Here is a 13,946-nt window from a genome sequence, read left to right on the forward strand (position 1 = left end):
CACTTCCATTATAAGAAATCAATAAAATGCCTTCTGAACCTTACATGTAAATAAGAACCTAGGAATAAGAAGACAAGCAGAATAGCCCAGAAATAAAGGGTTAACCAGCCATGCTCGATAAAGAACCAGCCTTCGCCTAAAAGCGAATAGCGGACACCTTCAATCAAATAATAAAATGGATTCAGCTGCATTACAAATTGGAATGTTTCACCGAAGCGGTCCTGTAACGGCCAAAGAATCGGTGTAATATAAAGCAAAACCCTCATTAATGATTGAACGAGCATTTGAAAGTCCCTCACTATTGTTGAAATTGTCGATGTGATTAAGGACAAAGAAAATAAAAACAGAATTGTTGCTACCAAAAAGTATGGAAGCTGCAAATAGTATATGTTAATAGGTAATCCGATAAACTGAAAAATAATGATTGTCACAAGCATCAGCAGCAATTGCGGCATTAACTTCGACAAAATGACATAGGATGGGATCGCACTTAACGGGAAGTTCATGCGAGAAACCATCTTCAGTCTTGTATAAATCGATTTCGAACCATGTGTTATTGACGGATAAATAAAGAACCAGATGGTAATCCCTGCAAGCATCCATGGGAAGAACTCGTATGTTCCTCCACCAGCATATTCAATAGGATCCCTGTCTTGTACATACCCGAAAACAAACCAATAAATTGCAATCTGAATAGCAGGGTTCAACAGTTCCCATAAGCTTCCCAAATAGTTATTGTTGTTGGCACTTTTCAGTTCATAGGCAGCCAATCTATTGATCAAATGAAAATTATCATATTGTTCTTTTATTACTTTAAACATTGAAACCATGTAAACCTAACCCTTCTCTCATAAGCCAAATAGGACTAAATGGGCTTTTTAATGTAAGCTTAAGTATGTTTGCTCTACTTAAGGAATACTTCTTCAACCACTCTCTTAGATGCTTCCCCATCTTCCAAATAACAAAACGTATTATAGAACTCCTCGAACTGTTCGTTAAGAGGCTCTTTTTCCGCCTGGCGGATATATTCAATAACTTCATCCGTTGTTTTTGCTAATGGACCTGGTGCCTTTTGCTCAAAATCAAAGTAAAAGCCGCGAAGCTTGTCACGATATGTGTCAATATCATATACGTAGAAGATCATTGGTCTTCTTAAGTTACCGTAATCGAAGAATACGGAAGAATAATCAGTAATCAGCAAATCAGAAATCAAGTAAAGCTCCCTGATATCCTCATAATTCGAGAAGTCATAGGCAAAGCCTACATATGGAGTAAGATCGAAGTTCTCTGCAACTAAATAGTGCATCCGTAAAACGACGATATAATCATCACCAAGCTCTTCTCTTAGCTGGTCAAGGTTTAACTCTAAATCAAACTTATATTTTCCTTTTCCATAGAACTGATCATCACGCCATGTTGGTGCATAAAGGATAATTTTCTTATCCATCGGCAAGGCGAATTTCTCCTTAATGGCAGTGATATTATCCACATGATTATCATTAATCAACGCATCATTCCGCGGATAACCTGATTCAATCATCGTTCTGTCGAAATCGAAAGCTCTTGCAAAGATTTCGCTTGAATAAGCATTTGGTGATACAAGATAATCCCAGTTGCTTGCTTCTTTAAGGAAATTTCTTTTATATTTCTTTGTATTGGTGCCAGGCATATGCACTTCATCCATATCGGCAGCAAGTCGTTTCAGCGGTGTACCATGCCAAGTCTGCAAGTATGTTGTATTCTTTGGCTTTGGAATCCACAGCGGCAGACGGCTGTTGCTTACCCAATATTGAGCTCGCGCCATTCTGAAGAGCCATTTGATAGAGAATCTCGGCGTGATGTTAATGCCTCTGTCCTCAAAGTTTTGAATGAATCTTTTATCAACACTCCAGTACAGCTTATACTCCGGGTGGTTTTCTTTTAAATATTCATAAATCGCTCTTGGGCTGTCACTGTACTGTTTACCCAAAAAGCTTTCAAATATGACTGTATTTTTGCTTGCTGGAAGCATGCCGAGCATTTTAAATGCAAGCTTAAAGAGCTTCTTCGCCTTTTTGCTTCGCTTAATACGCACAAGCTTGCCTTTAATTCTTGCTTTAAGCTCCATTTTTGCATTAAAATCAGCAACTTTAACAGAAAGATAATTGTTTTTCGCTGTTGATTTAAGCAATACTCTTTTTTTGCCGTACATCGTAGTAATACGAGTTCTTTGTCTTTTATATTTTGGATTAAAGGACACAAACTTTAATCTCGGGCTGAGTATTTTTACTGTTTCGCCATTTTCTTCATACGTAAGCTCCAAATAGAAGCGATAATAGATAGCTTCTGACTGGAAAAGATATTGGCTCAAGTCAAGTTTGCCTTCAAAGCCGATTGTTTCGTAGTTATGGTCGGTACCGCCGTACATTTCCTGCAAGTCGCTTCGATGCTTGTTCTCAAGAGCAATATTATATACTTCCTCATTGATATTATTTGTGATAATCAGCTTTTTTTCGACAGGCTGCTTTTGTGACTGCGGATTGAAGCCGTATCCAGAAATATGCACAAGACTACCGCTTGTGAGATGGGCTTCCTCAATATTCGCAATAATTCGCTGGACAACTGTCTTAAAGGACACATTTCCTTTATTCGTTGTATAAGCATAGAACATTGTACCCTCTTCATATAGGTAGAAATTAAGCTCTAGTGCTGCCTTATTGCTTTTTATTCTATATTTCTTTTCTATTTCTGCTTCTTCGTCCTTCACAACTAAGTACAGATCCCAAACAGCTTCTTTGCTGAAATCCTCTTTATTGTCAGTCAGGCTTATTGCCGATTCGTAAATTCCAAAATCCTCATTTATATCAATTTGCTTGATGGATCCTGCGACTACATTTTCAGAGCCCCTTTGAATTAGTACAAGGCTTGTCTGCTTCGCCTCAAGCAATTCATGTTTAAAACAGAACTTCACAGATAATAGATCATTATTGATAAATACCTTATGTGCCTGTTTATGAACATATCCAGATTCACTCATTATGCTACTCCTCTCAAACATACAGTACCGAAATTCACGTACTTTACAATCTATCAAACATTATATAGGTTACGTGAATGGATTTCAAACTTATTTAGAAGACCCCTGCCCAAAGTCATTGACAATCGTCATTCTTGTCACAGAAATGAAAAAAACCTATAGCTGCAGGCCTTTACAGGCCCGCACTATAGGATGAGCTTACTTAATATTCAAGCCAAGATTTGAATTGATCGTCGTATAGAATTGGTACAGCTTCTTATCCATAATCTTTTGTGTGTAATCTAAGCGGATTAAGCTGATTTTTTGGTATTCATTATAGCGGACAAATATTGCATAGCTTCCTTTTGAGAACTCAAGCATTGTAGTCAATGGAATAGTCAATCGGAAATGATGCTTATCGACTCTCTCGACAGCAAAGGAATACTGATTTTCCGTATTTCCTCGGTCGCGGAGAATCATATCATCCACATTATCAATGGAATCACCATATAAATGGAAGTCCAATGTATAATCGTTTTCGCCGAACACACCCTCTTCATAAAAGCCAGCCATAGCAACGCGAATATGCTTCTTATCTTCAAATGGTGTAACCATGTAAGGCTCATTATCACGCACGACAATATCCTTCACTTTTTCTTTTTTATCCCATTTGTACAAATCGGCAATTTTATCTTGTTCACCGTTTAAGTACATGTTATAAACAACTTTATTAATCGGATGGAAGAATTGATCCTCAATGTTGTAGCCAAGATCCTTTGTTGTTTCAAGAACTTCATTAAATTTATCGTAATATGCTTTTTTATTTTTGCTTTTAAAGAAATGCTGACGATTAAAGAATCTTGTGATGCAATCGAATTCGTAGAGACGATTCAAAATCATCTTTTCCGTTTTCTCATCGAGTTTCTTTGCCTTCACATAGTTGATAACTTTAATGTTTGTATCCATCTTTTGCATAATGCTCGTCTGTTTCGTCAGTGAAGCATCGTTTTCATCAAGCCTGTTCAAGTAGTAGATAACATTAGTAGTCGTTGAGATTGTTTTAGTTGCTACTAAAACATCAATAAAGAACTGCTTGTCCTCTGCGTACTTCATTTCCGGGTAACGGATATTGTTTTCTTTTAGCAGGCTTGTTTTCATCATACGGGAACGCGGCCCTAAATGCTGGAATATATGTGGGATTGATGTTGCGAGAATGCCTCTTCTTTCTTTGCATGACTCATGTTCCCCAACTATTTTAGTAGATTTGCTTTCTACTTGGATTGTCTTCCCAACAACATAATCATCATTTGTTTCTTTAAGAATATTGTAAAGAATCTCCAAGCCGTTGCTTTCCAACCAGTCATCAGCATCAAGGAAGGTAATATACGGAGCTGTTGCAAGCTCGATACCAAGGTTTCTTGGCTGTGCAGGCGTTCCTGTATTTTCCTTCAAGAAAACAACCATCATATTTTGATGTTTTTGAGCATATTCCAGCAGCATTGGTCTGGACATATCTGTTGAACCGTCATCAACAAGAATATATTCCACATTATCAAAGCCGATTGTCTGGTTGATAACAGAATCTACTGTTTTGCTTAAGTATTTTTCTGCATTATAAACAGGTGTGACTACTGTTACCAGCTTATCCTTCTTCTTTTTTAAGACATTGAATATGCTGCTTTTTTTATTGTAGACATAGTAGCCTTCATTATTATAGTCAATTTTATGTTGTGCTTCGAATTGTTTTTTATTATAGCTAGACACTATAAAAACACCGCCTCTTCATTATCAAATACACTATGTATTTTAGATGGACTTTTTGTTTACAAAAGTAACCATTTTATTATTATACACATTTTGCAGTTTTTCTTAAACATTAACCTATCATATTTAGGCAAGCAAGCAAAAATAAGCATTATTACTACTATTCTAAATAGTAGTATTGCACTAAATCAAATAAAAGCCAGCACTCCTTAAAAAAAGTGCTGGCATCTTTATCATTTATAGATCGGAACTTCAAAATACATCTCGTAGGAATCAAGCAAATCATATAATAATTTCATTCTGTTTACTTGTTTGCTTGCCCAGCCTACATCTGTAGCATATTGGTGAACTCCTGGATTGTCGGAATTCCATCTCATCTTATAGAGCGTGTCTTGTTTGTATGTGGCATTATTTATATAATTTTTGCCGATAAACTCTGCTCCGCCGACGATTGCTTTTTCCGGCGTTGTCCAGCCTTGTTTGTAAGCATATTCTGATCCGCTCTTAGTCGGTGAATCATCGTATGCTGCGATTCCATACATATTATAAACAGTTTTTGGTGTTACTGCTTTGCCGTCCACGCTCGAAACGGTTACGCCTGTAGCAAGCTCAGAGGTTCCGTTTCCTGTTTCAAGCATAGCATGAGAAATCAAATATATTTCATTGATTCCATACTGCTTGCCAGCATCTATGAAGGAACTCGCCTTTCCGACGAAAATTCCTTTGCCATTCAGAATTTTTTCGTTTACTTCGGTCTCATTTAAGTTCGCACTTTCAGACAGCTTCAGGAATTGAAGCTTCTGCTTTTCATCATTCATAAAGTTCTCTGGATTTAAATAGTATTTAATGTCCACAGGACCTGCGTTGACCCATGTGTGATAGGACAGCCTATATTGTGCAGGCACATCAGATGTGGCTGCAGCAGTTTCATCATAATATTTATAGAAATCTACTTCATACCAGTCCATCCCGGAATCGTCCGCTACCTTTGACAAAATAGTCACTTTATCACCAGTTGTAAATTTGCCGATTACCCAATCAGTCAGGCTTGGACCTCCTCGGACATTCCAGCTGCCGCTTGTAATAAGTCCGTAATTACTATAGCTGCTAATATAAGAGAACGCATCTTCTCTCATATATGCTTTATACTTTTTATCTGTTTGAGCATATTTGCTCGCCTGAATTGTAACCGCATCATCTAATGAATAAGATAAATAGTCATATGCTGTAAATACAGCTTTTGCTTTCTTCATTTCAAACTTCACTGAGGCATTTCCAGTGTTCTCGTAATATTTAAGAACAAATTTATGCTCACCCTTTGCAAGGCTGTAGCCCGAAACTTCCCGCTTGCCAGCACTGCTTTGCCATGAATCTATTACTTTTTCACCATCTATCTCTAAGATGACACCATCATCAGCAAGGATTGTGAAATTATATAAACCGTCTTCTGCAATATAAATATTTTTCCGGTAAACAGCCGAAAACTTATCTGCACTCAAGCCGGATGGCGATCCTGAACCCCAGTCAAAGTAAACATCTGTTACCTTTGCAATTGAATCCTTGCCCCCGACAATGACTGGTTTTACACTGTCTGTCAATGTATAGACAGGAATCTCATCCTCCCCGATAATCTTCGGATAATACTCTGCATACCAGCCAGAATCATGAACTAAATTATCTTCTGAGTACGGCACAAAGGATAGCTGGAATTTCGCAGCACTCTTATTGTCGTAATACCGCACCTCAATCCAGTGGATATTGCCGTCCTTCGTATCGGCAATCTTAACTTTTGTAGCCTTCTCACGGTAAGATCCGTTACTCCACTGATCAATGACTAATTGACCATCAACAAAAATCTGAACCCCATCATCAGACAGCCCGCGGATGATATATTCTCCTGCTTCGATTCGTTTTGCTGTCACATACTTTGCTGAGAAGCCATCTGCTTTCACTGTTGATGCAGGTGCATTTGTTCCAAAATCTTGGGTAAGTGCTAAACTGTTGCTGTTATTTACAACCTTTGAATTCACTGGAGCTCCTGCCAATGTCATATTATTATAATAGTAAGCAATCCAGTTGCCTAATGGCTGTACATCTGCAAAAGCATAGGCACTGCTGCCATTATCATAGTAATCTGTCTGGATTAGATGATCGCCAGAGCTTAAACCTGTGATCAATCCGTTATTATACACGCCGCCTGAATTTTTCCAGCGGTCGATAATAGCTTGATTGTCTACTTTAACACGAATGCCGTCATCTGCAAACGTTGAAACAAAATAATCCTGATTTCCTGTGATCTTTTTCAGGAAGGATGCAGAAAAACCATCTGCGGGAATTCCAGCAAGTGGCGCACTCTTATTCCATTTATATTGAATAAGCTTGACCGTTTGCTTTGCATTCTTTCCGCCGACAACTATACCATTTCCAGATAGACTCTTGGTTGGATAAAATATATTCAGCCAATCACTTGAAGTAACAGTTTGCTCCAATGGTTTGATATCAAAGCTTAGCTTTGACTTCCCGCTTTTCTCCAAGTATTGAACTTTAATCCAATGAACATCCCTTTTAGCGGCATCTGATACTTCCAGATCACTAATGCTGATTTTCATTGCATTTTCTGCTGAGCTGCTGCCCCACTTGTCTAACACCAGCTTATCATCTACATAAACACGGATTCCGTCATCTGCCATTGCACGAATAACATAATCTCCTGCTGACAGCTTCATCGCAGTAATGAACTGTGCTGTATAATTGTCAGCTGGAACGCCGGATGCAGGACTTCCAGTGCCAACATCAAAGCTGAAAGCACCATTTCCGTCTCCCTTTATACTTTTCTTGTTCGCAGGCACTCCTTTTAATCCAGTGTTTGCATAATAATAACCAAGCCACTGTCCAAACGGAAGGGCATCTGCACTCACAAAAGCATTGCTTGTTTTTTCCAAATAATTAATTTGCAAAACATTATTAGATGATTGCAGATTTGTTATTGCTGCTTTATTCTCTTTACCTGAAGATGAAGTCCAGCGATTGAATAAAGACTGTCCATTGACTGCTGCACTAATGCCATCGTCTGCAATTGTATGAACAAAGTAATTACCTGCATTCAGCAGCTTATAATAAGAAGCAGAAAAATTGTCTTTACTAGTTTTCGAGTTTGGAGCATTAGTTTTCCAGTTGAAAAACACATTGCTGATTCCTCCATACACATTTCCTGTTCCAGCTGCAGTTGTTCCGTTAAAATAGGCACCTAACCACGAGTTGGCAGTCAACTCTTCCTTAACAGGTTTAATGGAGAAATCTAAATAGCTTTTGCCCGTTTTTTCCACATATTCAATTCTGATTGCATGCGCGCTTCCTTGGGCAGAATCAGCCACATTAATTAGGATTTTTTCTTCTCCCGGACTTTTCTTTTCAAGGATTTTTTTATTATCTATAAAAACTTGGATTTCATCATCAGATTTTGTGCTGATCACATACTGCCCTGCGGCAAGGTTTTTATAGGTGTACAGCTTCATCGAAAAATTATTTGCACCAATATTTTTTGCACCTGGTGCATTATAGCCATAATTAAATGCGAGGTCTGACTCTGAAGATGTGAAATGAAAGGCATCTTCAGGTGCACCTTTTTTAGTTGTATTATTGTAGAAATAGCCGACCCAACTGTCAAAAGGCAGCACATCAGCAAACAGGATAGACTTTCCTCCTGCCTCCACATACTCTGCAGTTACATTATGGGCTCCTGCTGTCATATTTTTCATAGGTGTAGAAAAGGTTTGGCCAGAGGTGCTCCAACCATCTATATATAATTTATTATCCAGATACATCCTGACACCATCATCAGCAAATGCTTGCAGAAAATAATCCTTCTGACTATCTTGGACATTAATGGTCTGTGTAAATGATGCGGAAAAATTATTCGTCCCAACACCAGTCATCGGCTTATCATAGCCCCAGTTCAGATGAAGATTTTGAAACTGTGCAGCTATGCCTTCTCCTGACAGGCTGGAATTATTATAGAAATTCCCTGACCAGGCTGCTTCTGCTGCCTTTTTTTGTTCAGGGCAAATAAACCAAAGACCAACAATAGAAAAAAACAACAAAACATAAGTCTTCTTGCCTAGTAACTTTTCTATAATCATACACCTCATCATTTTAGTAGTTTTATATACTTATATTATCTATGAAAAGAGGGTGTATGTTAATAGTATCTAGTATGAAAATCACAGGTAAATCATCCTAATACTGGCAATAAAAAAAAGAGGGTTTTCACCCTCTTTTATAAAGCTTATTATTTATTGTTTACAGGCTCATCCTGCAATTTTTCAACTAAGTCTTTTAAGTACACTTCCAACTTGTCTTTAATATCATCACGTTTTAAAGCAAGCTCGATTGTTGTCTGAATGAAACCTAACTGCTCACCGACATCATAACGATTTCCTTCAAATTCGTAAGCGAACACTCGTTGGATTTGGTTAAGCTTTTCGATCGCATCTGTCAGCTGGATTTCTCCGCCTGCACCTACTTCTTGCTCTTCAAGGAATCGGAAAATTTCCGGAGTGAAAATATAGCGGCCGATAATCGCTAAATTAGATGGAGCAGTACCTTGCTTTGGCTTCTCTACGAACTTTTTCACTTGGTGTCTTCTTCCAGAGTCGTCAATCGGATCAACAATACCATATCGGTGTGTCTCTGAATCAGGAACAACTTGAACACCGATTACGGATGATAATGTTTGGTCATATTGGGACATAAGCTGACCTAAACATGGATCTTCACTATCGACAATATCATCGCCTAACAAGACTGCAAATGGTTCATCACCGATGAAGTTTCTCGCACACCATACAGCATGACCTAAACCTTTCGGCTCTTTTTGACGAATATAGTGAATATCAACATTAGATGATTCTTTCACTTTTTTAAGAAGGTCGAACTTCTCTTTCGCAACTAGGTTTTCTTCTAATTCCCAAGCGTTATCAAAATGGTCCTCAATCGCTCTTTTCCCTTTTCCAGTAACAATGATGATGTCTTCAATTCCAGAAGCAATTGCTTCTTCAACAATATATTGGATAGTCGGTTTGTCTACGATTGGTAGCATTTCCTTTGGCATCGCTTTTGTAGCTGGTAAAAATCTAGTTCCAAGACCTGCAGCTGGTATTATCGCTTTTCTTACTTTAGACATTTATTTACCTCCAAATTATTCCTATCTTACCTCTATTTTATATGCAATACTATTTATTGTCCACCGATTACAGCAGGGCAAAAGTTTCTATTTTGTTTCAATTATTAATTAGTATACAGAAAAATGTTTGTTCTGATACATATGTACAAATACATCTGATTGGAGTACTTCTATGTTACTAGGCATAATTGCTGATTCAGAAACGAATATTAATATAATAATTTGTTGAAATTTGTATTCAAACCCACGTATTTCTGCTATCTTAAAAGTAGTTTTATCAATATTTGTCAAGATATGGAGGTATAGCCAATATGAGGTCGGAAAAACCTAAAAAGAAGAAACGAAAGTGGCTGCGAATCACTGGCATTATACTGCTGATCCTTTTAATAGGTATCGGTGCTTATGTATATACGGTTTATAATTCCCTATCAAATGCCGTGAACTCAATGCACGAGCCTGTTGACAGGGAAACAACAAAACGAACAGAAACGTTAAGTTTAGAGCAGCAGGAGCCTTTTTCAGTATTGATGCTCGGCGTCGATGAACGCGACGGAGACAGCGGTAGATCAGATACGATGATTGTCATGACCGTTAATCCAGAGAAGAAATCTGTAAAAATGCTCAGCATCCCTCGCGATACACGGACAGAAATTGTCGGACACGGAACAACAGATAAAATCAATCACGCTTATGCATTTGGCGGTGTTGCCATGTCTATGGATACTGTTGAGAACTTCCTGGACATCCCAATTGATTATTATATGCAAATCAATATGGAAGGTTTTAAAGATATTGTAGATTCTGTTGGCGGAGTTACTGTTAATAACGACCTTGATTTCACGTATGAGGGTGTTCATTTCCCTGAAGGACAGGTTACCCTTGACGGTGAAAAAGCACTTAAATTCTCTCGTATGCGTTATGAAGACCCTCGCGGAGACTTCGGACGCCAGCTGAGACAGCGCATGATCATCCAAGCAGTGTTGAAGGAAGGGGCAAGTTTAAACTCGCTTACTAACTTCGATGATATCTTTGCTGCGTTAAGCAAAAACATTAAGACAAACCTTACATTTGATGAAATGGTAGATATCCAAAAGAATTATAAACAAGCTGCCGGCAACATCGAGCAATTAACGATTAATGGCACAGGCCAGACAATTGACGGCGTTTGGTATTTAATTGTGGATGATGCAGAAAAAACTAACATCCAGACGGAACTAAAAGACCATTTAAAAGTAAACTAACCTTAGAAGGAGATAAGCATATGCTGCTTATCTCCTTCCCTTTGCCTTTATGACACTGTTTGACAGAAAATATGTTTAGATGACATTTTTTTCAGCAATTTTTCAATTTTATGAAAGCAGCTGGCGATTAATATAGAAATACTTGTCATAATGGGGGAAAGGTTTTAAAATAAGGTAATTGGGAAACAATAAATCATAAATTTAAGGTAATTATGAGAAAACGCTTGGACAAAAATCCATGCACATTGACTAACACTGCTAAATAAAATAACAGAATGACTAGCCGTTATTATAAGAAGCACAAGGAACTTCACATTTAGGAGGATACAAATGAAAAAAGTAATCACTTATGGCACCTTCGATTTATTGCACTGGGGTCATATTAATATTTTGAAAAGAGCAAAAGAACTTGGGGATCATTTAACAGTTGCCCTGTCCAGCGATGAATTTAATGCAATTAAAGATAAAAAAGCATACCATAGCTATGAAAACAGAAAAATGATTTTGGAAGCAATCCGTTATGTGGATGAAGTTATCCCTGAACATGATTGGGATCAAAAGGTTAGAGACGTTGTTGACCATAACATCGATGTATTCGTAATGGGTGATGACTGGGAAGGGAAGTTCGACTTCTTGAAAGATTATTGCGAAGTTGTTTACCTGCCTAGAACTGTTGGTATCTCTACTTCTAAAATCAAGAAGGACCTATTCAAGGTAAAGTAATATGGTAAGGGAATTTGCGATTTCCTTGTATTTAACGCTATTTTCTTTGTTGTTTCGGATTAGCAGCCTATTCCCACAACAAAAGAAAATAGTTTTTTGTGTGTCTTTCCCTGAAAACAGTATGCATATATATGAAGAACTTAAGAAAAATGCTGACGACAAACGCTGTATTTTTCTGGCAGCAACAGCACAAACGAAAGAAATGCTCGAGGAAAAACAAATTGGTCAAGTGCTTGAATTTACACCACGAAAGCCTAAAGCCTTTTTGGCAGGAATTCGGCATCTTGCGACTGCAAAAGTAGTTATTCTTGATAATTATTTCGGCTTCCTCTCAAGCATTACATTCAAGCCAAATGTTAAGGTGCTTCAAATTTGGCATGCTGCCGGTGCCATCAAAACCTTCGGATTGAAGGATTCGAGTATTCAAAATCGGACAAGCAAAGCTAATCAGCGATTTAAGGATGTATACAGCAAGTTTCAATATGTAATTACCGGCTCACATGAGATGGATCATATTTTTCATGAAGCATTCTCGATTCAAGAACGGCAAATAATGCATACCGGAATACCTCGCACAGATATCTTTTTTGACGAAACACGCAAAAAGGAAACAATAACAAAAGTATATAGCGAGTACCCTCAGTTTGAAAATAAAAGAATTCTATTATATGCTCCAACCTTCAGAGGCGAAAATAATGGCATTACAAATTCAAACCTCGACATAAAGCAATTGAAAAACAGGCTTGGTGAGGACACTGTCATCTTAATTAGACTTCACCCATCTATTAAAGAAAAGGCACACTTGCCTGAAATGGATGCTGCTGTCTATGATGTTTCAGAATATCCTTATATTAATGAACTGCTTCTCATTACCGACCTGCTCATTACGGATTACTCTTCTATCCCATTCGAGTACTCTTTCTTGAGAAGACCAATGATATTCTTCCCATATGATCTCGAAGAATATGCAAAGGACAGAGGTTTTTGGACAGACTATAACAAACTCGTACCAGGTCCTGTCGCCTATACGACAGCAGAGCTCGCAGACATCCTGGCAAAAAACGAGTATGACTTAAATCGCATAGATACATTCCATAAACGCTGGAACGAATATTCCACAGGACAGTCCAGCGAAAAAGTCGCTGCATTAATAATAGAATGGCTAAACGACTGAAGCTGTCTTCAGTCGTTTTTTTCTATATATAGTAGAAAATATTAATTGGAGCTATCAGAAATTAACATCCTCCTTCTAAACGCCCCCCTGAAAATGTCTACAGCAAAAACCGACTAAAGCGCCCTTTAGTCGGTTTTTTGACGAAATAATGCAGAACATGCTGGAATAAGGAAATTCCCCGAAATTTCTCGGGAAATAAAATGTCAGCATTTGTTGATATTTTTGTTGTTTCTTATTTGTCCGAATGCGGTATAAGTAGTATATGAAAACAAACTTCCAATAGGAAAGGATGATACTAAATGAAAATAAAAGCAGGAAGCTGGAGACTATTAACTACTCAGGACAAGCAGTTCATCTTGCACACATTAAGTATTCTTTCTAAATTTAAGGGCGGAAAATAAAAAGGGCGAAAGCTGTCACTTTTCATAAATTTCGATTGGCAGCCCATCTGGATCTGCAAAAAATGTAAATTTTTTATCTGTAAATTCATCTACACGAATATCTTCTACTTCAATAGATTGACTTTGTAAATAGGAAACTGTTTCAGCAATGTCATCCACTTCAAATGCGATATGACGCAAGCCTGCTGCTTCCGGAAAACTCGGCCTTTTCTTCGGATTGGGAAAAGAGAATAGCTCTAGCTGATAAACATCGTTAACCATAAGGTCGAGTTTATATGAATTACGCTCTTCCCGAAAGACTTCTCTAATTGGTTTGAATTTTAAAATATCCACATAAAATGATTTAGAAATTTGATAATCACTGCAAATAATTGCTATATGATGCACTTTGTTGACTTTCATATTATCGCTCCTTTTTCCATATGTTTCATTCTGTAAAAAAAGCGAAGAAATGCAAGCTGCATTC

General features: G+C 37.7%; 9 protein-coding genes. 3 read left to right on the plus strand and 6 right to left on the minus strand.

Going from position 1 to position 13,946, the window contains the following annotated elements; translation table 11 throughout:
- Positions 1–8: 8 nt before the first annotated feature.
- From ACLIJJ_RS20425 to galU, 5 genes are all read right to left on the minus strand, one after another.
- On the minus strand, positions 9–830 hold the full coding sequence (locus tag ACLIJJ_RS20425) for an ABC transporter permease (protein ID WP_233315683.1): 822 nt from the start codon (positions 828–830) through the stop codon (positions 9–11).
- Between the two features lie 74 nt (positions 831–904).
- A complete protein-coding gene (locus ACLIJJ_RS20430; protein ID WP_411411521.1) occupies positions 905–3,016 on the minus strand; it encodes a CDP-glycerol glycerophosphotransferase family protein in 2,112 nt (703 codons plus the stop codon).
- Positions 3,017–3,214: 198 nt separating this feature from the next.
- Positions 3,215–4,759, minus strand: a complete 1,545-nt coding sequence (locus ACLIJJ_RS20435) for a glycosyltransferase family 2 protein (protein ID WP_233315684.1) — start codon at positions 4,757–4,759, stop codon at positions 3,215–3,217.
- A 233-nt stretch (positions 4,760–4,992) separates the two neighbouring features.
- Positions 4,993–8,898, minus strand: a complete 3,906-nt coding sequence (locus ACLIJJ_RS20440; protein ID WP_411411522.1) for a PA14 domain-containing protein — start codon at positions 8,896–8,898, stop codon at positions 4,993–4,995.
- Positions 8,899–9,047: 149 nt separating this feature from the next.
- Positions 9,048–9,941 (minus strand): UTP--glucose-1-phosphate uridylyltransferase GalU, encoded by an 894-nt coding sequence (gene galU / locus ACLIJJ_RS20445; RefSeq protein WP_233315685.1) that lies wholly within the window; start codon positions 9,939–9,941, stop codon positions 9,048–9,050.
- A gap of 311 nt (positions 9,942–10,252) precedes the next feature.
- Here galU and tagU point away from each other — a divergent pair, with 311 nt between their 5' ends.
- The 3 genes from tagU to ACLIJJ_RS20460 all read left to right on the plus strand — a co-directional run bounded on the left by tagU (position 10,253) and on the right by ACLIJJ_RS20460 (position 13,079).
- Positions 10,253–11,182, plus strand: coding sequence for a polyisoprenyl-teichoic acid--peptidoglycan teichoic acid transferase TagU (tagU, locus tag ACLIJJ_RS20450; protein WP_233315686.1), 930 nt, complete (start codon positions 10,253–10,255; stop codon positions 11,180–11,182).
- A 330-nt stretch (positions 11,183–11,512) separates the two neighbouring features.
- On the plus strand, positions 11,513–11,905 hold the full coding sequence (gene tagD / locus ACLIJJ_RS20455) for a glycerol-3-phosphate cytidylyltransferase (RefSeq protein ID WP_233315687.1): 393 nt from the start codon (positions 11,513–11,515) through the stop codon (positions 11,903–11,905).
- Position 11,906: 1 nt separating this feature from the next.
- Positions 11,907–13,079 (plus strand): CDP-glycerol glycerophosphotransferase family protein, encoded by a 1,173-nt coding sequence (locus ACLIJJ_RS20460; RefSeq protein WP_411411523.1) that lies wholly within the window; start codon positions 11,907–11,909, stop codon positions 13,077–13,079.
- Positions 13,080–13,495: 416 nt separating this feature from the next.
- Here the strand turns inward: ACLIJJ_RS20460 and gloA2 are convergent, their stop codons facing one another.
- Complete coding sequence (gloA2, locus tag ACLIJJ_RS20465; RefSeq protein ID WP_233315689.1) at positions 13,496–13,882, minus strand: SMU1112c/YaeR family gloxylase I-like metalloprotein; 387 nt, start codon at positions 13,880–13,882, stop codon at positions 13,496–13,498.
- Between the last annotated feature and the right edge of the window lie 64 nt (positions 13,883–13,946).

It is taken from the genome of Niallia laureatilytica, from assembly GCF_046613985.1.
Lineage (GTDB): Bacteria > Bacillota > Bacilli > Bacillales > Cytobacillaceae > Niallia.

Coding starts and splice junctions, on each gene's coding strand:
- ACLIJJ_RS20460 (WP_411411523.1), top strand. CDS start 11,907: ATGGTAAGGGAATTTGCGATTTCCTTGTATTTAACGCTATTTTCTTTG.
- galU (WP_233315685.1), bottom strand. CDS start 9,941: ATGTCTAAAGTAAGAAAAGCGATAATACCAGCTGCAGGTCTTGGAACT.
- ACLIJJ_RS20440 (WP_411411522.1), bottom strand. CDS start 8,898: ATGATTATAGAAAAGTTACTAGGCAAGAAGACTTATGTTTTGTTGTTT.
- gloA2 (WP_233315689.1), bottom strand. CDS start 13,882: ATGAAAGTCAACAAAGTGCATCATATAGCAATTATTTGCAGTGATTAT.
- tagU (WP_233315686.1), top strand. CDS start 10,253: ATGAGGTCGGAAAAACCTAAAAAGAAGAAACGAAAGTGGCTGCGAATC.
- tagD (WP_233315687.1), top strand. CDS start 11,513: ATGAAAAAAGTAATCACTTATGGCACCTTCGATTTATTGCACTGGGGT.
- ACLIJJ_RS20430 (WP_411411521.1), bottom strand. CDS start 3,016: ATGAGTGAATCTGGATATGTTCATAAACAGGCACATAAGGTATTTATC.
- ACLIJJ_RS20425 (WP_233315683.1), bottom strand. CDS start 830: ATGGTTTCAATGTTTAAAGTAATAAAAGAACAATATGATAATTTTCAT.